This is a genomic window from Affinibrenneria salicis (genome assembly GCF_008710095.1).
In genome coordinates, this window is the sequence record NZ_VYKJ01000001.1 from 95,713 (window position 1) to 116,054 (window position 20,342).

The window sequence follows — 20,342 nt, forward strand, 5'->3', positions numbered from 1 at the left end:
GCTTACTTAGTGTCCTGCGCCGCTGTTCGGCCAGAATGGCGCCTGCGCCAGCGCCTGCTTGCGCCGTTCTTCCAGTTCATCCGGCGACGCCGCCTGCGGCCCGGCGACGGCCTGCCATAGCGCCTGCCAGTGGGCGACCCAGGGCCGCGCCTCGTCCTGATAAGCGCCGGATAAGATCAGAAACGCGTTGACCGCCCGCTGCAGCCGCGGCTGTTGCTGCAGATATTCGTCCGCGCTTAGCCGGCGACCGAATACCGATTTCAACTCGGCCAGGTTACGGCCCAGCATAATATCGGCGAATCGCTTAAACGATCCCTGCAAACGCAGGCGCGCTTTACCCTCAAGATGATCGCGCCAGCCGGTGCCGATCACCCAGGAAGCCAACATCAGTTTGCTTTGCAGATAGCCGGCGCGATAGCAAATTTGATCGGCGCCGCCGGGCTGCGCCAGGCGGTTTTCCAGATCGGTCAGCGCCGCCCGAAACAGCGTGGTCACCTTACGCGGCACCACGCCGCCGATCAGTACCAATAACTCGCGCATAAACGCGCTGGCCTGCGGTAGCCGTTGGCGAGCGCTCTCATCCCCCCGGGCCCACAGTTCTTCATGGTATTGCCAGTAGCGAAGCGCCGATTCCAGCGCCGTCGCGATGCCCTGATCGATGCTGGCCTTCGGCTCGACCAGCAGAATATCCAGCGGATACGGCTGGCGCGGCATTGTCTGCCGGGCCAGATGATATCCCCTGGCCGCCTTGCTCAGGCTGCCCTGGCGCAGGCCATCTTCTTCGGCCATCTCGGCGGCCAGCGCCAGCAGATCGTCGGCCTGCCCCAGCTTAAGCTCCATCTCCAGTTCACAAATCGGCTCGCTATGCTGCCCGGCGCGCACTTCCCCGCGGTCGAAGGCAATTTCAATCACGCTTTGCCGGTAAGTCACCAGCCACGTCTCACGCACAAAATCGGTGCAAAACAGCGGCTGCAGCGCCTGCTGCAGCGCGGCCGGGTCTACGTCCGGCGGCCAGATATCCGACGGGAAACGCGCCAGGTCCAGCTCGTCCCGCGGCAGCTCAACGTTATATTCCGGGTGCTGATGCAGCCCGCCGACCACCCGGCCGGCGGTTTTTACTGTCATCTCATAGCGCTGATTCGCCCCGCGAATACGCAGGCCAATGCCGTGACGACGCAGCAGATTATCGGCGGTTTCATAATAAATATTGGTCAGCGATTGACTGCCATGGCGCTCCGCGTGACTGTAGTCGCTGCGCCAGTCGGTTAGCCAGTCCGGCAATGTCGCCACGCGATCGGGATGAACAATAAACTTCAATTCGATTTCTTCACTCATAACATTGACTATGCCTAATAGATTTCAGGATGCGGAACCATGGCCGGGTAATGAACACCGACAGCATACCGGCGACCTGAAAGATGAAGGAGATACGCGAGCCTGCGCCGGCAGACACCATATTACCGTAGCTTACCTCCGGTTGCCGCAATCCGCTGAGCAAAAATCGGCGTGCGAAAGGCGCGCTGCGCGGACAGGAAAGCAAGAGTAAGAGTGTTCTCATTTCGGATTATTCATTGCCTCGTCAGACTTAAGCCACTACTATCACCTGACAACTCACGCAACATGATGATCTTATGCAGAAATTACGTCTTATTTGCTTTACGTTATTCAGTTTGACTGCAACCTGGACTGCGCACGCGGAAGAGAGACGTTACGTTTCCGATGAACTGCAGACCTATGTCCACAGCGGCCCCGGCAACCAATATCGCATAACCGGTACGCTGAACGCCGGCGACGAAGTCACCGTGCTGAGTATTAACGAAGAAGCGGGCTACGCCCAGGTGCGCGACGCCAAAGATCGCACCAACTGGATCCCGCTCAGTCAGCTGAACGAAACGCCCAGCCTGCGTACCCGGGTGCCGGAACTGGAACAGCAGGTGCGGGAGCTGACCAGCAAACTGAGCAATATCGATAGCAGCTGGAATCAGCGCACGGCCGATATGCAGCAGAAGGTTTCCGCCAGCGATAACGTAATCAGCGGGCTACAGAAAGAAAACCAGGATCTGAAGAACCAGCTGATCGTGGCGCAGAAAAAAGTGGACGCCGCCAACGTGCAGTTGGATGACAAGCAGCGCACCATTATTTTGCAATGGTTCCTGTACGGCGGCGGCGTGGCCGGCGCCGGTCTGATCCTGGGCCTGATCCTGCCGCACATCATCCCGCGGCGTAAGAAGAACGACCGCTGGATGGGCTGACCGCGCAGTTTACCGGCCAGCGCGCCGGTAAACCGGGCATATCCCAAAATAATTCAAGTGACAGCAAGACGGTGACGCAGGACGCATTCGTCGACAACGAATGCGTCCTGCCGGCGGCCGACCTTCGGGCAGAAACGGGATATCTCCCATTAATCCCCTGGCGCTTATACCAGTAAGCGACCGGAGAGCGCGACAACGCTGTCGGGAGCCGAGTTGAACGCCGCTGGCGGCGGCCCTGCAAGGACAAGTCCATGGATGGGGCGAGTCACAAAACCAACGCTCCTGCAGCTTGAAGTATGTAAGGGTATAGTATGTATATATACATCCCTTAAATAATTCGGGTTGCGGGAAGGCACGCTGCGGCGGTCCCGAAGGCGAGGCCGGGGGAAAACCGGGCGATAAAGCCAACTCGCCTGCGGCCTGAAGAGTGACGGGTACAGCCAATAAATTTCAGGAGTCAGGTAGTGAAAGTATTTCTGGTTGGCGGCGCGGTGCGCGATAGCCTGTTGAATCTGCCGGTCAGCGAACGCGACTGGGTTGTCGTCGGCGCAACCGCGGAACAGTTGCTGCAGCTGGGTTATCAGCAGGTCGGTAAAGATTTTCCGGTCTTCCTGCACCCGGAAAATCATGAAGAATATGCTCTGGCGCGAACGGAACGCAAGGCCGGGGTCGGCTATACCGGCTTCACCTGCTATGCCGCGCCGGACGTCACGCTGGAAGACGACCTGCTGCGCCGCGATCTGACCATCAACGCCATTGCGCAGGCGCCGGACGGTTCATTCATCGATCCTTATCACGGACAACGCGATCTGCAACAGCGCGTGCTGCGCCATGTCTCTGACGCCTTCAGCGAGGATCCGCTGCGTGTCTTGCGGATTGCGCGTTTCGCCGCGCGCTTCGCCCATCTGGATTTTACCATTGCCGGGGAAACCCAACGGCTGATGCAGCAGATGGTGCAAAGCGGCGAACTGGCCGCGCTCACGCCGGAGCGCGTGTGGAAGGAAACGGAAAAGGCGCTGTCTACCCGCCATCCCCAGATCTATTTCCAGACGCTGCGCGACTGCGGGGCACTGGCGGTCTTATTCCCGGAGCTCGATCGTCTGTTCGGCGTACCGGCGCCGGCTAAATGGCACCCGGAAATCGATACCGGCATTCATATGCTGATGACGCTGGCCATCGCCGCGCAGCTCAGCCCGGAGATCGATGTCCGCTTTGCTACGCTCTGTCATGACGTGGGCAAAGGGCTTACCCCGCGCGAACTGTGGCCGCGTCATCACGGACACGGACCGGCCGGCGTCAGACTGATTGAAGAGATGTGTCTGCGTCTGCGCGTACCGAACCCTATTCGCGATCTCGCGCGGCTGGTGGCTGAATATCACGACTTGATCCATACCGTACAGATTCTGCAGCCGAAAACGTTGCTCAAACTGTTTGACGCCACGGACGTCTGGCGTAAACCTCATCGGCTGGAGCAAATGATCATCGCCAGCGAGGCCGACGCGCGCGGCCGCACCGGATTCGAGCAGAATCCGTATCCGCAGGGCGATTACCTGCGCGAGGTGTTCCGCGTCGCCTGTAGCGTCAATAGCGCTGAGGTGGTGGCCGCGGGGTTTCAGGGGATCAATATCCGTAACGAACTGCGCCGCCGCCGGATTAAAGCGCTGGACGACTGGAAGCTGGCGCAGAACGCGGAGCAGGAACAGCCCGGAGACTGACAGCGGCCAGACGCGCATAATCGTCACGGCCGGCGTCATCGTCTTGTCCGAGGTCGCCCGGACGCGAGCAGCATTCAGCCCGCGCGGCGATGGAACTCCGTTCAACATGCGCGGCATTTGTCTGCGCGCAGTCCATCCCCAAACGGGCTATGCGAATAACGCGGCGCGACTCTGCATATCAATCGGATAAACAGAAAGGGCGGTCATAGACCGCCCTTTCTGTTCTGCGGACCGGACTCAGCTGGCTTTACGTTCCGCCGCCTGGCGATAAGCGACCAGATCTTCGATAGTCAGCACCGGCATACCGTGCTGTCTGGCGAACGCGACCACCTCCGGCGCATGCGCCATGGAGCCGTCATCGTTGGTCAGTTCGCACAGCACTCCGGCCGGTTTCAATCCGGCCAGCGTCGTCAGATCGACCGCGGCTTCGGTATGACCGCCGCGGGTCAATACGCCGCCGGGCTGCGCGCGCAGCGGGAAGACATGGCCGGGACGATTCAGATCGCTGGGTTTGGCGTTATCGGCAATGGCCGCGCGGATGGTGGTAATGCGATCGGCGGCGGATACGCCGGTGGTGACCCCTTCGGCCGCTTCAATAGTGACGGTGAAGGCGGTCTGATAATGGCTGGAGTTATGGGCCACCATCATTGGCAGATCCAGTTGCTGACGACGCTCTTCGGTAACGCACAGGCAAACGATGCCGCTGCCGTGGCGAATCGTCAACGCCATTTGCTCTACCGTCATGGTTTGCGCGGCAAAGATCATGTCGCCTTCGTTTTCGCGCTGTTCATCATCCAGCACCAGCACCCCACGCCCCTGACGCAGCGCCGCCAGGCCCCGTTCAACGCGTTCAACCGACGTACCAAATTCAGAAAGTAATGTCTGATTCATGGTAAAAAACCTCAATAAATTTATGGATTACCAGAACCAGGGCGAACTTGAGGAGCGGCCACCCATCATCCCGCAGGAGACGGCGGCAGATAAAATAACGCGGGCGGGCCTGCCGGCCCGACGAAAATCGTTACTCTCTCCCATCCGGACTATAACCGTCGGCTCCGGAATTACACCGGATCTGCTGACCTCAAACACAGGGAATGTCTGAGCGCTCGCGGGCTTCCAGTAAGGCACTGGTTTACCGCCGGTGGGGAGTTACACCCCGCCCTGAGAATAAGCGCTTTCACTATAGCGCTATTGCCCGGACAGGGCAATTGATCGCAGTCCCGATTTATCGCACTTCGTTCCGGTTTTAGTTTATCCCGCCAGCAACACGCATTACACTTATGTCATTCATTGTTAGATAAACACATCAGGAAGCAGCATGATTGACCCGAAAAAGATTGAGCAGATAGCCCGTCAGGTGCATGAGTCCATGCCAAAGGGGATCCGGGAGTTTGGCGAAGACGTTGAGAAAAAAATCCGCCAGGTACTGCAGTCACAGCTCACCCGTCTGGATCTGGTGAATCGCGAAGAGTTCGATATTCAGACTCAGGTTCTGCTGCGCACGCGTGAAAAATTAGCCCTGCTGGAGCAACGGCTGGCCGTTCTGGAACAACAACAGACGACGGCAGTCGCGGACGACAACGCGCCCGGCGCCTGAAAGCGCCAGCCTCCTCCCGTCGCCCGAGCGGGAGGGTTATGCCTTTCATTCAGCCCATTGCCGACGTGCCGGCGGTTTTCGGCGCCGTTCCGGCCGCCGTGCGACACACCACCGGTCCCGGCTCTCCCCGCCCGCCGGACGACATATTGGCGCGCCCTTCCGCCCGGAGGCATCCGGCGATTGATTAATGAGAAAGCGCCACGCGCGCTCGTCTCGGTAAACACAGCCACAGCGCCGCCAGCATACCCAGCGCATATAGCGACTTCCAGCCAATCATCGCCAGCAGCGCGATGCACAACACACTGCCGATCAGCGCCATCAGCCGCGATCGCCCGCGCAACAGACGACAGCCCGCCAGCATGCACAGCAGATAGATCAGCACAAAAATGCCGTTGGCGTAGACGATCAGCAGATCCAGCGGCAAAGACAGCCAGTAAACCAACAGGCTAAACAGCAGACAGCAGGCCACCACCAGCGTCAACGCATTGGCCGGCGTCCGCCCGGCCGACAGCGTCGCCAGCGCGCTGCCCTGACGGGCCTGCGACCACAGCAGACGGGCAAAGCTTTGAGTATAAATATTCACGCTGGCAAAACAGGCCAGATAGCCGACGATACAGGCCAGCCACAACGCCTGCGCGCCGAACAGCCGCACCACGATCCCCGGCAGCGACGCGGTGGCCGCCATGTGCGCGCCATACGCGTGAAAGGTCAATACCGCGACGGTACATCCCCAGTAAATCACCCCGGCCAGCAGCATACCGGCCAACAACGCGCGCGGAAAATCACGTTCGGGATGACGGAACTCGGTCGCCAGATGGGCGAAGGCCTCCAGCCCGACAAAACACCAGAACATTACCGCCAACGCGCCGGACATTGCGGGCCAGGAAAAGCTGCCGGCCGTCGGCCAGGCGATATCCGCCAGCCCGATCTCGCCCCGCCACCAAATCGCCGCCACCAACGCCACCACCAGCAGGGCGATGATGCTCTGGATATTGGCGCTGGAACCGGCGCTGCGCAGACCGAGCAGCCAGATGGCGACCAGCGTCGCGATCTGGACCAGCAGCAGCTCGCGCGCGCTCCAGCCAAACGCCGCCTGCCAGAATCCGGCGGCGATCTGTAACGCCGCCGGCAGCCCGACAGGAATCACCGACAGAAACAGCCAGCCGGTAACCCGCGCCATATGCGGCCCAAAGGCCAGATGAACGAAGTGAGCGGCGCCGCCAGCGCTGGGGAAATGGCGGCCAAGAGAAGCGAAAGCGATAGCCACGGGAAACACCAGCAGGATCAACAGCGGCCAGGCGAACAGACTATCGGCGCCGGCCAACTGCGCCGCCAGCGCCGGCACGGCAAACACGCCGGTTCCCAACAGCGAAGTCGATAACAGGCCGATTCCCTGCAATAATCCCAGCTCCTGTTTTAAACGTTTTGTTTCAGGCACAAACGGCACCACGCTTTAATTAACAATCCCTGTCAGCGGGCAAGGAGATGATGACAAAAAGCCCCCGCAAGCGGAGGCTTTTCATGGCCGCATCGTATGACGGTCAGCTGTTTGCTTTCAGCACATCGCGGATACGGGCTTTATACTCTTCAACTTTTTGCGGCGTCAGCATGCGACGCTCATCGTCCAGCACCATGCCGCCGACGTCATCGGCAATACGCTGCGCGGACTGCAGCATCAGCTTGAAGTTCTGACTGGCGTCGCCGTAGGAAGGCACCATCATAAAAATGGACACGCCCGGCGTGGAAAACTCGGACATTTCATCCGGGTTAAAGGAACCCGGTTTAACCATATTCGCCAGACTGAACAACACCGGTCCCGCGCCGGCCGGGTTGACATGCCGATGGAAAATATTCATTTCACCGAACTGGAACCCCGCCTGCAGCACGCTCTGCAGCAGCAGTTCGCCGCCGATTACGCTGCCGTGATGCGCGCTGACGTGCAGCACCAGAACCGCTTCTTTCGGTTCGGCCTGCGCGGCAGGCTCGGCAACCGACGGCGCAGAGCCGTCGCGCGCCGCGTTTTCGCCCTCGTCATGCGATTCATCAACGGAGTCCGACGTCGCGGAGAAAGACGGAACGGTTGGTTCGCGACGCGGGCGCGCGTCAGACGCGGAGGATTCGTCTTCGTCTTCTTCTTCGCCCAGCAGCGGGTCGTAGCCGGAACGCGATGATGTCGCAGACTGAGCGGAGAACGGCGCCGGAGCGGAGAACGGCGCCGGAGCGGATTGCCGCGCAGGCGGCTGCCCGTCGCGCGCTTCCGGGGTTGAGGCGTACTGTCCCAGTTCCGGCCCGTCATCTTCCGGTTCCGGGCGAGCGCGTCTGACCCGCACTTCTCCCACGCCTTCATCCAGCTCTTCGAGCGGCGTTTCTTCGCGTTTGGTTTTCAGACGCTTGACCGGCCGGTCGCGAAAAAGGGACGAACGCTCTTTACGACTGGTCCACAAGCCGTGCAGTAACAGCGCTATTATAGCGATCGCGCCAACAACGATTAATATCAGACGCAAGTCCTGCATCATTGCAATCCCGGTTGTTCCAATACATTGCCACCACGGCAAACATTTACTTCACTAACTCTATTTGCCCTCGTACACAAGTGCAAGTCTGCACGGTACTTTATGACAAGAAAGATAGATACAACGCACTTTTTTGCTGTTTTTTCATCCAAAGCCAGACTAGCCAGCAGAAAATCATACCGATATGATTGTTACTCCTCTTCATCCATGAGACTTCCTGGACATGACTGCTTCGCAACACCTTGATAAACCACGCAGCGGATTTCACTATTTTTTTGTCGGACTGAAACTGATCTCCCAGCCGGGACTCCGGCGTTTTGTCATTCTTCCACTGTTGGTTAACATCGTGCTTATGGGCGGCGCGTTCTGGTGGCTGTTTACCCGACTCAATGACTGGATCCCCGGCCTGCTGAGCCATGTTCCCGACTGGCTGCAGTGGCTGAGCTACCTGCTGTGGCCGCTGGCGGTTATCTCTATTTTACTGGTCTTCAGCTATCTGTTCAGTACCGTGGCCAATATTATCGCCTCGCCGTTCAACGGCCTGCTGGCCGAACAGCTGGAGGCGCGCCTGACCGGGCAACCACTGCCCGACGGCGGCCTGCTGGACGCACTAAAAGACGTGCCTCGCACCCTGAAACGCGAGATGCAGAAACTCGGCTGGTATCTGCCGCGCATCATCATTCTGCTGATCCTCTATTTCATTCCGGTAATCGGCCAGACGGTGGTGCCGGTGCTGTGGTTCCTGTTCAGCGCCTGGATGCAGGTTATCCAGTATTGCGACTATCCGTTCGATAACCACAAAATCAGTTTTCCATTGATGCGCAAATCGCTGCGCCAGCATAAAATCAGTAATCTGCAGTTTGGCTCGCTGATCAGCGTGGTGATGCTGATCCCGATACTTAATCTGATTGTGATGCCGGTAGCCGTATGCGGCGCCACCGCGCTGTGGGTCGATCGCTACCGCCAGCAACACTGACGCGGCTCCGTCCTGCCGCCGCAATTCACGAACAAGCCGGGCGGCGCACTGCGTCAGCCCGGCGGTACAAAACCCGAGATTGACGCGTCTCGCAGGGGATAAACCGGGGCGTGCGGGAGAAACCGACATCCCGGACGACCGAGGGATGATAAATACACGTTGTAATTAAAATATATTTCTTAAGAACATAACGATATACCAATTCTTTCCTTCCCTGACGAAACTGAACGAGTATTCTCTTCATGTTCGCAAAAATTTCATACAGTTAACAGTTATAAGGACAGGCTATGAGCAAGATATATGAAGACAACTCCTATACAATCGGCCATACGCCGCTGGTTCGACTGAACCGTATCGGTAACGGACGCATCCTGGCTAAAGTAGAATCCCGCAACCCGAGCTTCAGCGTCAAATGCCGTATCGGTTCCAATCTGATCTGGGACGCGGAAAAACGCGGCGTGCTGAAACCGGGCGTGGAACTCGTTGAGCCGACCAGCGGCAATACCGGCATTGCACTGGCTTACGTCGCCGCCGCGCGTGGCTATAAGCTGACGCTGACCATGCCTGAAACCATGAGTATCGAACGCCGCAAGCTGCTTAAGGCGCTGGGCGCCAAACTGGTGCTGACCGAAGGCGCCAAAGGGATGAAAGGGGCCATCGCCAAAGCGGAAGAGATTGTCGCCAGCGATCCGTCTCGTTATCTGCTGCTGCAGCAGTTCAGCAACCCGGCCAACCCGGAAATCCATGAAAAAACCACCGGTCCGGAAATCTGGGAAGATACCGACGGGCAAGTGGACGTTTTCATCGCCGGCGTAGGCACCGGGGGCACGTTAACCGGCGTCAGCCGCTATATCAAAACGACTAAGGGAAAAGCGATCATCTCGGTGGCCGTCGAACCGACAGACTCGCCGGTGATCAGCCAGGCGCTGGCCGGCGAAGAGATCAAGCCCGGTCCGCATAAAATTCAGGGCATCGGCGCAGGCTTTATTCCAGGCAACCTCGACCTGAGCCTGATCGATCGCGTGGAAAAAATCACTAACGAAGAAGCCATCAGCACCGCGCGCCGACTGATGGAAGAAGAAGGCATTCTGGCCGGTATTTCCTCCGGCGCCGCCGTCGCCGCCGCGCTGCACCTGCTGAAGGAAAAAGAGTTCGAAGGCAAGAACATCGTGGTGATCCTGCCCTCGTCCGGCGAACGCTATCTGAGTACCGCATTGTTTGCCGATCTGTTCACCGAGCAGGAATTACAACAGTAATTTCACGGGTGCGCGGATTTCGCAAATTCGACATTTTGTTACAAAAAAGCACCTCCAGGGGTGCTTTTTTGTGGGCTACATCAAACTTTAGCCCACCTGAACATTGATTTTATGCTCGAGTTTTAGTATTTAACCAACCAATTATTTTGATGCGTGAAATTAATATCTACCGGTTCGTGATTCTGGCTGAATCGATTTTACTGAACGACAGATGACAAGCGCTGTCTTTGTATTACGATAGTCAGGACCGACAGAAGAAAGCCCCTGTTGAAAATTGGTGATATTCTATACCGGACAAACTTCAGCATGCAGGAAGGCGGCAACCGAACGAATTCCAGGCGCTTGCAGGTTCAGGCGGCCGGGGCAAGGGAAGCCGGCGTCCCCACACCTGAAGGAAGAAAGGTATATTCATGGAAGACGTTTCGAAACAGGTTGACGTTTCCTTGCCGCATCCCGGCCTGCCCCTGTAACATATCAGGTGCTAACCAAACAGGCTAAAGTTCAGTGCCTCAGCTAAACTTTAGCGCCACAACATTAATCTAATCCAATAAGTTGGGGAAAATATAATGTTCCAGCAAGAAGTGACTATTACCGCGCCTAATGGCCTGCATACCCGTCCGGCAGCCCAGTTCGTAAAAGAAGCTAAAGGTTTTACCTCTGACATTACCGTTACATCCAATGGTAAAAGCGCCAGCGCCAAAAGCCTGTTTAAGCTGCAGACCCTTGGTCTGACTCAGGGCACCGTGGTGAGCATCGCGGCGGAAGGCGAAGATGAGCAGAAAGCGGTTGAGCATCTGGTTAAACTGATGGCAGAGCTTGAGTAATAAAGCCCGGTCTTTTTAGTCAACATCAGTAACTGGTAAAGGTAGGGTTATGATTTCAGGCATATTAGTATCACCGGGCATTGCTTTCGGTAACGCGCTGTTATTGAAAGAAGATGAGATTGTCATCAACCGGAAAAAAATCTCCGCGGATCAAGTCGATCAGGAAGTTAAGCGTTTTCTTGACGGTCGAGCTAAAGCATCTGCGCAGCTGGAAGCGATCAAGACAAAGGCTGGCGAAACGCTGGGAGCCGAGAAGGAAGCAATCTTCGAAGGCCACATTATGTTGCTGGAAGACGAAGAATTTGAGCAGGAAATCATAGCCCTGATAAAAGAAGAGCATGTTTCCGCCGATTTTGCCGCCTTCACCGTTGTTGAAAATCAGGCTAAAGCGCTTGAAGAGCTGGACGATGAGTATCTGAAAGAGCGCGCGGCCGATATGCGCGACATCGGCAAACGCCTGCTGAAAAACATCCTCGACATGAACATTGTCGATCTGGGCGACATCAAAGACGAAGTGATCCTCGTCGCCACCGATTTAACGCCGTCAGAAACGGCTCAGCTCAATCTGGACAAAGTCCTGGGCTTTATCACCGATCTGGGCGGCCGCACGTCTCATACGTCGATTATGGCCCGTTCGCTGGAGCTCCCGGCTATTGTCGGCACCACCGACGTAACCCGCAAGGTCAAAAACGGCGACTATCTGATTCTGGATGCCGTCAACAACAAGATTTACGTCAACCCGACCGCGGAAGAAATTGACGAGTTGAAAGCGCAGCAGGCGCAGTACATCAACGAAAAAAATGAACTGGCCAAACTGAAAGATCTGCCGGCGATTACGCTGGACGGCCATCAGGTCGAAGTTTGCTCCAACATCGGTACAGTACGCGATGTCGCCGGAGCGGAACGCAACGGGGCGGAAGGCGTCGGCCTGTATCGCACCGAATTCCTGTTTATGGACCGTGACGCGCTGCCAACCGAAGAAGAGCAGTTCCAGGCCTATAAGGCCGTCGCCGAAGCGATGGGCACGCAGTCCGTCATCGTGCGTACGATGGATATCGGCGGCGATAAAGACCTGCCTTATATGAACCTGCCGAAAGAAGAAAACCCGTTCCTCGGCTGGCGCGCCATTCGTATTTGTCTGGATCGCAAAGAAATTCTGCATACCCAGCTGCGGGCCATTTTACGCGCTTCCTCTTTCGGCAAGCTGCGCATCATGTTCCCGATGATTATCTCCGTTGAAGAAGTGCGCGAGCTGAAAGGCGAGCTGGAGCTGCTGAAAACGCAGCTGCGCGAAGAAGGCAAATCTTTCGATGAGACCATTGAAGTGGGTGTGATGGTAGAAACGCCGGCCGCGGCCACCATCGCCCATCATCTGGCCAAAGAAGTTGACTTCTTTAGTATTGGGACAAACGACTTAACCCAGTATACTCTGGCAGTAGATCGCGGTAATGAGCTGATTTCTCATCTCTACAACCCGATGTCACCTGCGGTGCTGACCCTGATTAAACAGGTAATCGACGCCTCTCATGCCGAAGGGAAATGGACTGGCATGTGTGGTGAACTCGCAGGCGACGAACGTGCTACACTACTGTTATTGGGGATGGGTCTGGACGAGTTTAGTATGAGTGCGATCTCTATTCCGCGCATCAAGAAGATCATTCGTAATGCGAATTACGAAGATGCGAAGGCACTGGCGGTGCAGGCGCTAGCCCAGCCGACAGCGCAAGAGTTGAGTAATCTGGTGAGTAAATTCATCAAAGAAAAAACGCTCTGCTGATTCACTCTGCTAGCCCAATATTAATTCTTAGGAGAAAATCATGGGTTTGTTCGATAAACTGAAATCTCTGGTTTCTGACGACAAAAAAGACACGGGCAGCATAGAGATTATTGCACCGCTGTCAGGTGAAATCGTCAATATTGAAGATGTGCCTGATGTCGTTTTTGCCGAGAAGATTGTCGGCGACGGCATTGCTATTAAACCGAACGGCAACAAAATGGTTGCTCCGGTTGACGGCACCATCGGCAAGATTTTTGAAACCAATCACGCATTTTCGATTGAATCGGACAGCGGCATTGAACTGTTCGTTCACTTCGGTATTGATACCGTCGAACTGAAAGGCGAAGGCTTCAAACGTATTGCCGAAGAAGGCCAGCGCGTTAAGAAAGGCGATGTGATCATCGAATTTAACCTGTCGCTGCTGGAGGAAAAGGCCAAATCGACGCTGACGCCAGTGGTCATCTCCAATATGGATGAGATCAAAGAGCTGACGAAACTGACTGGTCAGGTTGTGGTCGGTGAAACGCCGGTTATTCGTATTAAAAAATAATCGCTGCTTTTAACCGTGAAAAATGGCGCCTCTGGGCGCCATTTTTATGGCCGGGCTTAAACCATCTCACCGCGGTGAGATGGGGAATGTTCCTGTAGGGCGCCCGAAGAAAGCCCGTGAGGAAATGTTTCGCCTTACGCCGGGATGGCTCAGAAATACAGTGACGTCTCTTTACCGATCATGCGCTCAGGAACAAGGCTGAGGCATGGTGGATAAACTTTTTTCGCCCCGGGTCAGTGAACCGTGTCAAAGCCGCCTTCATAGCAGGCGGCTTTTTGCTTCACGTTCTGCCTGCCCGTGCAGTGCACTTGCATTATAAACGCCGCCGTCAGCCCGAAACGCCGCATGGCGTGTAGTGGCGTAAGAAGATTTCGCCCGCCCGGGGCAACGCGATCAACGAGCGCCGTAAAATAACGCCCGAAGCGACGAAAAGCGCTGAGCCGCAGGCCGACCGCTCGCAACCTGCAGGACGTTATTTGTTGCCTTCCGTTAACTGCCAGCGCGGCAGGCAGAGCCGGACTTCCAGCCCGCCATGTTCCCGATTGCTGGCCTCGATATAGCCGCCGTGCGCCTGCATAACCTTGCGGGCGATGGCCAGGCCCAGACCGTAGCCTTTACCGGAGAGAGGGGATTCGATACGCACAAAGGGATCGAAGATACTCGATAGCTTGCTGTTTTCCACGCCCGGTCCGCTGTCGCAGACGCTGATCGTCCACAGCTGCTCGTCGCCGCTCAGCCGCACGCTCACGACCTGATCGCGCGAGGAGAAGCGCAGCGCGTTGCGCACGATATTGTCCACCGCGCGGCGAATCAGCTCAGCGCGGCCCTTCACCGTATAGTCTTCGTCGGGATCTTCGCTGGTCAGCAGTTTTATCTCGATGCCCGGCAGTTGCGCTTCGTAGCGCGCATCGTTCACCACCGCCGTCACCAGCCCCAGCAGGTCGAAATATTCCTCCTCCTCCAGCGAATTTTCCGTTCGCGACAGCGCCAGCAGCTCGCCAATCATCTTATCCATACGGGATGACTCGCGCTCAATGCGCAGCAGCGAAGCCGCCACATTTTCCGGGTTCTGGTGCGCCAGCCCGATAGCCAGCTGCAGACGCGCCAGCGGCGAACGCAGCTCGTGCGAGACGTCATGCAGCAGCTGCTCGCGGGTACTGACCAGCACCTCCAGTCTTGCGGCCATCGAGTCGAAATCCTGCGCCACCTCGCTCAACTCATCGTGGCGCCGGCGCATTTTCGGCAGCAATCGCACCGATAGATCGCCCTGCGCCACCCGTTCGAAACCGGCGCGCAGTTGGTTCAGCGGGCGGGTCAGGTTCCAGGCCAGCAGAGCGCTGAACAGCAGACCGCCCAGACCGCCCAGCCACAGCATCGGTTCAGGAATGTTGAGAATTTTCCCCCGCATATTGGGGTGCAGTTCATCACGCAGCGTCTCGATGTCATAACGCACGGTAAAGTTTTCACCGTGCGGCCCGTTAACCTCAAGCTCCGATATCAGGTCCTGCTCGTCGGACGCCCAGTCCGGCAACAGCGCGTCCAACTGACGATAGGTATCGTCCTCCGGCAGTTGATCGAATAGCTTCTCCCACGACATGTCGTCGTTGTTAAGCGGCAATTCACCGCTCAGGTTGACCGTAATATACTCGCGCTCGCTGGCCGGCCAGCGTTCAACCATCGCATGGTAGGCGGGCAGCCCGCCCTGCCGCAGAGCCTGTTCCGCCATGCCCATTTGCAAATTGACGATGTGCCGCAGCGCGTTATGCTCCGGCGATTCAGGCCGTTCGCCGTACAGCGAAAACGCCAGCCACAGCAGTTGAGCGATGACGATAAACGTCACCCAAAAGCCGAGCAAAATTTTCCAGAACAACCTGCCGCGCATAATCAATGGATCCGGTAGCCTACGCTACGCACCGTCTCAATCGACATGGCGTTGCCCTCAAGCTGGGCCAGTTTCTGACGAATATTGCTGATGTGCACATCCACGCTGCGATCGTAGGCCTCGCGCCGTCTTCCCAGCCCTTTTTCGGACAGCTCATCTTTGGAGACCACGCGTTCCGGCGAACGCAGCAGCAGTTCCAGCAGATTGAACTCCGAGGCGGTCAGTTCAAAAGGCTGCCCGCGCCATTCGCTGGTGCGCGTCGCCGGGTTCAGCACCAGTTCGCCATGCACGGCCACGCCGCTGTGATCCTCGCGCTTCGGCTGTTCGTCATAGCGGCGCAGCACCGCCCGCAGCCGGGCCACCAGCTCGCGCGGATAACAGGGCTTCGGCATATAGTCATCCGCGCCCATCTCAAGCCCGATGACCCGGTCGATGTTATCGCCCTTCGCCGTCAGCATAATGACCGGCAGGCGCCGGCTTTTTCTGACCCGACGCAACACGTCGATCCCGCTCATATCGGGCAGCATGATATCGAGGATCATGGCGGTATACTCGCCCGACATCGCGCCTTCGATCCCCTCTTTGCCAGTCAGTACCCTGGAAGCGTTAAACCCCTCCGCCCGCAGGTATTCACTGAGCATATTTCCCAGCTCAACATCATCATCGACCAGCAAAATTTTCATAGCCTGTCCTCATAAGCAATTGTCTGCGGCATTCTCATGCCTGCTATCATTATGTGCAGCCTGATTTACGGAATCATTACCTTTTTGAGCGTAAAAACTTACCCTTCAGGCATAATCGGCAGAGTAAATTATACCGTCGAATGCCCCCCTTGCCCTGCGGCTTTATATAAGGATGTTGCCATCTTATGCCATCACGTCTGTTATCGCCTCGCAGATCCCTGGTTGTTCTGTGTCTGATTCTGCTGGCTATCTTACTGTACGTTATCTTTGCGCCTTCCACCGCGCAACCGGACTACATCACAGCGCGCGCCGAAGTGCGCGATCTGGAACAAACCGTGCTGGCCGACGGCACCATCGAAGCGCAGAAGCTGGTCAGCGTCGGCGCGCAGGCTACCGGCCAGATCAAAACCCTGCATGTCGCGCTGGGCGATAAGGTGACAAAGGGCCAGCTCATCGCCGAAATCGATGACCTGACGCAGCAGAACGCCTTCAAAGACAGCGAAGCCGCGCTGAAAAATATTCAGGCCCAGCGCAACGCCAGGCTGGCGACGTTGCGCAATAACCAGTTGAACTGGCAGCGCCAGCAGAGGCTGGCGGCGCGCGGGCTCGGCGCGCGGATCGATTTTGATAGCGCTCAGGCCGAGCTGGACGTGACGCAGGCCGAAATCAGCGCGCTGGACGCCCAGATAGTGCAGGCGCAAATCGCGGTCAACACCGCGCAGGTCAACCTCGGCTATACCCGTATCGTTTCGCCGATGGACGGCACCGTGGTCGCCATTCCGGTGGAAGAGGGGCAGACGGTCAACGCCGCGCAAAGTACGCCCACCATCGCCAAAGTCGCCAATCTGGATACCGTCACCGTCGAAGCGCAGATTTCCGAAGCCGATGTGATTAAGGTGAAAACCGGCATGCCGGTCTGGTTCACCATCCTCGGCGATCCGGCGCAGCGCTACCACGCCACGCTGCGCGCCATTGAACCCGCGCCGGACTCGATCAGCAGCGACAGCAGCAGCTCGTCTTCCAGCAGCAGCACCAGCAGCAGCTCCACTTCATCCAGCGCAATTTACTATAACGGCCTGTTCGACGTGGATAATCCGCAGGGTACGCTGCGTATCTCCATGACCGCTCAGGTCTATATTCTGCTCAACTCGGTGAAGGACGCCGTGGTGGTGCCGGCTACCGCGCTCGACGCATTCGGCCCTCACGCCACGCTGCAGGTGGTCGACGATCAGGGGCGAATAGAGCAGAGAAACGTCACCGTCGGGCTGAACGATAATGTTTATACCCAGATCGTCAGCGGCCTGAAAGCAGGCGAGAATGTAATCGTCAGCCGGCTGTCCCCTCAATCCGACGCCAGCGCGCCGCGCCGTCCCGGCCCGCCGATGAGGTTGTGAGCATGAACAACGCGCTACTCCAGCTTTGCGCCATCAACCGCGTGTTTCTCAACGGGGAGCAGCAGGTTCATGTGCTGAAGAACATTAACCTGACGATCAATGCCGGTGAGATGGTGGCGATCGTCGGCGCCTCCGGTTCGGGAAAATCCACGCTGATGAATATTCTCGGTTGTCTGGATAAGCCTTCTTCCGGCGAATATCGGGTCGCAGGTCGCGCTACCCAGGCGCTGCAAAGCGACCAACTGGCCGAACTGCGGCGTGAGCACTTTGGCTTTATTTTTCAGCGTTATCATCTGCTCAATGATCTTAACGCACGCGGCAATGTGGAAGTTCCGGCCATCTACGTCGGCAGAGAACGCGCGGCGCGTCAACGGCGCGCGACGGAACTGTTGACGCGGCTGGGCCTGGCCGATCGTCTGAGCTGGCGCCCCAGCCAGCTGTCCGGCGGTCAGCAACAGCGGGTCAGTATTGCGCGGGCGCTGATGAACGGCGGAGAAGTCATTCTGGCCGATGAACCGACCGGCGCGTTGGATAGCCGCAACGGCAACGACGTGATGGCGATCCTGAAGGATTTGCACAGTCAGGGACACACCATCGTACTCGTCACTCACGATATGCAAATCGCCAGCCACGCCCAGCGTATTATCGAGATCCACGACGGCGAGATCATCGCCGATCGGCAAACCGGACCGAGCGTCCGCCCGACGCTGGCGCGCGCGGCGCCGGCGTCCGACGGCGTTTCCACCTTTGGTCAGGCGCGCGATCGTTTTCTCGACGCCTTTAAGATGGCGCTGCTGGCGATGAACGCCCAGCGCATGCGCACCTTCCTGACCATGCTGGGCATTATCATCGGCATCGCCTCGGTGGTGTCGGTGGTGGCGCTGGGCAACGGCGCGCAGCAGCGGGTGCTGGCCGATATCAGCGCGATGGGCACCAGCACGCTGGAGATTTTCCCCGGCAAAGATTTTGGCGATATGCGCTCCGCCGCCATCCAGACGCTGCGCGCCAGCGATGCGGACGTGCTGGCGCGGCAGCCTTATGTCCACAGCGTCACGCCGTCGGTCTCCGGCAGTGTTACGCTGCGCTACGGCAATATCTCGGTATCGGCCAGCGTCAGCGGCGTCGGCGAACAGTTTTTCATGGTGCGCGGCTACCGTCTGGCCGAAGGGATCGCCTTCCCGCACGCCAGCGTGATCGCCCTGAGTCAGGAAGCGGTAATCGATCAAAACACCCGCAATAAGTTATTTCGGCCGGAAGAGAACCCGATAGGCAAGGTGATCCTCGCCGGCACGCTGCCCGTGCGGGTTATCGGCGTGGTGCAGAAGAACCAGAGCGGCTTCGGCAGCGATGAGAATCTGAATGTCTGGCTGCCCTACACCACGGCGATGAAACGCATGATCGGCCAGTCGTACCTGAGAAGCATCACCGTGCGGGTTAACGATAATATCAGCCTGAGCGTGGCCGAACAGGGCATTACCCGCGTGCTGACCCGACGACACGGCGCCAAAGACTTCTTTGTGATGAACACCGACAGCATTCGTCAGACAATAGAGAAGACCGCCTCGACCATGACGCTGCTGGTCTCGGCGATCGCGTTTATTTCGCTGCTGGTGGGCGGTATCGGCGTGATGAATATCATGTTGGTGTCGGTCGCCGAACGAACGCGGGAAATCGGCGTGCGTATGGCGGTCGGCGCAAGGACCAGCGATATCATGCAGCAGTTCTTAATCGAAGCGGTGCTGGTCTGTCTGCTGGGCGGAACGGCGGGCGTGGCGCTGTCGCTGGGAATTGGCGCGGCCGCCGCTTCGATCAGCCGCAATTTTCCGATGATTTACTCCACCGCGTCGATCGTCGCCGCCTTTCTGTGCGCCAGTCTGACCGGCATTATCTTTGGCTTCTTCCCGGCCCGGCGAGCGGCGGCGATGGAGCCGATTCACGCGCTGGAGCGGGAATAAGACGTCGGCCGCAACGGGCCCGGCCAGCCGTCGCGCTACAGATCGGGGCCGATTAGTCGCGCTCAAACACGCCGGTCGATAGATAACGATCGCCGCGATCGCAAATAATCGCCACGATCACGCTGCCCGGATTGCGGCGCGCCACGCGCAGCGCGCCGGCCACCGCGCCGCCGGAGCTGACGCCGCAAAAGATCCCTTCGCGCTGCGCCAGCTGACGCATCGTCTGCTCCGCTTCCTGCTGAGAAATATCCAGAGTGCGGTCGACCAGCTCCGGCTGAAAGATGCCGGGCACATAGGCTGGCGACCAGCGACGAATCCCCGGAATGCTGCTGCCCTCCTGCGGCTGCAGGCCGACGATCTGCACCCGGTCGCTCTGCGTTTTAAGATAGCGGCCGACGCCGGTGATCGTGCCGGTAGTGCCCATGCAGGAAACGAAGTGGGTCAACCGTCCCGCCGTCTGGCGCCAAATCTCCGGCCCGGTGGTGGTGAAATGCGCGTAGGGGTTATCGGGATTGTTAAACTGGTCGAGAACCTTGCCCTGCCCCGAACGCGCCATCTGCCGCGCCAGATCGCGCGCGCCTTCCATTCCCTGCTCCCGACGCACCAGAATCAGCTCCGCGCCATAGGCGCGCATCGCCGCCTGACGCTCCCGACTCATGTTATCCGGCATCAATAGTTTTAGCCGGTAGCCTTTCAGCGCCGCAATCATCGCCAGCGCAATGCCGGTGTTGCCGCTGGTTGCTTCGATCAGCACATCGCCGGGCGAGATTTCGCCGCGTCGCTCCGCCTGCTGGATCATGGCGAACGCCGCGCGATCTTTTACCGAACCGGCCGGATTATTCCCTTCGAGTTTCAGCCATATCTCACTGTCGCAGCCCTGAGTCAGGCGCTGCAGCTTCACCAGCGGCGTATTGCCGATATAGTGTTCCAGCGTTGTCACTCCGTTCTCCTTAAAGTAGCGCCGCCGC

The 20,342-nt window shown here is 58.0% G+C and carries 17 protein-coding genes and 1 riboswitch; of the genes, 10 read left to right on the forward strand and 7 right to left on the reverse strand.

Annotated elements, in window-relative coordinates; translation table 11 throughout:
* Positions 1-6: 6 nt before the first annotated feature.
* Entirely contained in the window at positions 7-1,335 is a 1,329-nt protein-coding gene (locus FJU30_RS00425; protein WP_150433477.1) for a CYTH domain-containing protein, read from the reverse strand.
* Positions 1,336-1,631: 296 nt separating this feature from the next.
* Between FJU30_RS00425 and FJU30_RS00430 the strand changes: the two genes are divergently transcribed.
* Together FJU30_RS00430 and FJU30_RS00435 are read left to right on the forward strand one after the other, a co-directional pair.
* A complete protein-coding gene (locus FJU30_RS00430) occupies positions 1,632-2,252 on the forward strand; it encodes a TIGR04211 family SH3 domain-containing protein (RefSeq protein ID WP_150433478.1) in 621 nt (206 codons plus the stop codon).
* Positions 2,253-2,716: 464 nt separating this feature from the next.
* Complete coding sequence (locus FJU30_RS00435) at positions 2,717-3,967, forward strand: multifunctional CCA addition/repair protein (RefSeq protein ID WP_150433479.1); 1,251 nt, start codon at positions 2,717-2,719, stop codon at positions 3,965-3,967.
* Positions 3,968-4,204: 237 nt separating this feature from the next.
* On the opposite strand, the gene ribB is transcribed toward FJU30_RS00435, so the two are convergent.
* Complete coding sequence (gene ribB, locus FJU30_RS00440) at positions 4,205-4,858, reverse strand: 3,4-dihydroxy-2-butanone-4-phosphate synthase (protein ID WP_150433480.1); 654 nt, start codon at positions 4,856-4,858, stop codon at positions 4,205-4,207.
* 128 nt (positions 4,859-4,986) lie between these two features.
* Positions 4,987-5,140, reverse strand: a riboswitch (FMN riboswitch).
* A 145-nt stretch (positions 5,141-5,285) separates the two neighbouring features.
* Here ribB and ubiK point away from each other — a divergent pair.
* The gene (gene ubiK / locus FJU30_RS00445) at positions 5,286-5,564 is read left to right on the forward strand and encodes a ubiquinone biosynthesis accessory factor UbiK (protein ID WP_150433481.1); all 279 of its coding nucleotides are present in this window, start codon (positions 5,286-5,288) and stop codon (positions 5,562-5,564) included.
* 184 nt (positions 5,565-5,748) lie between these two features.
* Here the strand turns inward: ubiK and yjeH are convergent, their stop codons facing one another.
* Together yjeH and zipA are read right to left on the reverse strand one after the other, a co-directional pair.
* On the reverse strand, positions 5,749-7,002 hold the full coding sequence (gene yjeH, locus FJU30_RS00450; protein ID WP_150433482.1) for an L-methionine/branched-chain amino acid transporter: 1,254 nt from the start codon (positions 7,000-7,002) through the stop codon (positions 5,749-5,751).
* A gap of 103 nt (positions 7,003-7,105) precedes the next feature.
* Positions 7,106-8,080, reverse strand: a complete 975-nt coding sequence (gene zipA / locus FJU30_RS00455; protein WP_150433483.1) for a cell division protein ZipA — start codon at positions 8,078-8,080, stop codon at positions 7,106-7,108.
* Positions 8,081-8,300: 220 nt separating this feature from the next.
* On the opposite strand from zipA, the gene cysZ reads away from it, so the two are divergent.
* The 5 genes from cysZ (at position 8,301) to crr (ending at position 13,460) form a co-directional block, all read left to right on the forward strand.
* Positions 8,301-9,053 carry a sulfate transporter CysZ gene (cysZ, locus tag FJU30_RS00460; RefSeq protein ID WP_150433484.1) on the forward strand — a complete coding sequence of 251 codons (753 nt, stop codon included), beginning with the start codon at positions 8,301-8,303 and terminating at the stop codon, positions 9,051-9,053.
* 287 nt (positions 9,054-9,340) lie between these two features.
* Positions 9,341-10,309 carry a cysteine synthase A gene (gene cysK / locus FJU30_RS00465; RefSeq protein ID WP_150433485.1) on the forward strand — a complete coding sequence of 323 codons (969 nt, stop codon included), beginning with the start codon at positions 9,341-9,343 and terminating at the stop codon, positions 10,307-10,309.
* A gap of 566 nt (positions 10,310-10,875) precedes the next feature.
* On the forward strand, positions 10,876-11,133 hold the full coding sequence (ptsH, locus tag FJU30_RS00470; protein WP_150433486.1) for a phosphocarrier protein Hpr: 258 nt from the start codon (positions 10,876-10,878) through the stop codon (positions 11,131-11,133).
* A 49-nt stretch (positions 11,134-11,182) separates the two neighbouring features.
* Complete coding sequence (ptsI, locus tag FJU30_RS00475; RefSeq protein ID WP_150433487.1) at positions 11,183-12,910, forward strand: phosphoenolpyruvate-protein phosphotransferase PtsI; 1,728 nt, start codon at positions 11,183-11,185, stop codon at positions 12,908-12,910.
* A gap of 40 nt (positions 12,911-12,950) precedes the next feature.
* A complete protein-coding gene (gene crr / locus FJU30_RS00480; protein WP_150433488.1) occupies positions 12,951-13,460 on the forward strand; it encodes a PTS glucose transporter subunit IIA in 510 nt (169 codons plus the stop codon).
* 472 nt (positions 13,461-13,932) lie between these two features.
* On the opposite strand, the gene FJU30_RS00485 is transcribed toward crr, so the two are convergent.
* Both FJU30_RS00485 and FJU30_RS00490 read right to left on the reverse strand, forming a co-directional pair.
* Positions 13,933-15,342, reverse strand: coding sequence for an ATP-binding protein (locus tag FJU30_RS00485; protein WP_191091510.1), 1,410 nt, complete (start codon positions 15,340-15,342; stop codon positions 13,933-13,935).
* Between the two features lie 2 nt (positions 15,343-15,344).
* Complete coding sequence (locus tag FJU30_RS00490) at positions 15,345-16,025, reverse strand: response regulator transcription factor (RefSeq protein WP_150433490.1); 681 nt, start codon at positions 16,023-16,025, stop codon at positions 15,345-15,347.
* A 185-nt stretch (positions 16,026-16,210) separates the two neighbouring features.
* On the opposite strand from FJU30_RS00490, the gene FJU30_RS00495 reads away from it, so the two are divergent.
* The gene (locus FJU30_RS00495) at positions 16,211-17,419 is read left to right on the forward strand and encodes an efflux RND transporter periplasmic adaptor subunit (RefSeq protein ID WP_150433491.1); all 1,209 of its coding nucleotides are present in this window, start codon (positions 16,211-16,213) and stop codon (positions 17,417-17,419) included.
* Positions 17,420-17,421: 2 nt separating this feature from the next.
* Positions 17,422-19,374: a MacB family efflux pump subunit gene (locus FJU30_RS00500; protein ID WP_150433492.1), complete on the forward strand. Its 1,953-nt coding sequence runs from the start codon at positions 17,422-17,424 to the stop codon at positions 19,372-19,374.
* A gap of 52 nt (positions 19,375-19,426) precedes the next feature.
* Here FJU30_RS00500 and cysM read toward each other — a convergent pair whose 3' ends face one another.
* On the reverse strand, positions 19,427-20,314 hold the full coding sequence (gene cysM, locus FJU30_RS00505; RefSeq protein WP_150433493.1) for a cysteine synthase CysM: 888 nt from the start codon (positions 20,312-20,314) through the stop codon (positions 19,427-19,429).
* Positions 20,315-20,342: the final 28 nt, after the last annotated feature.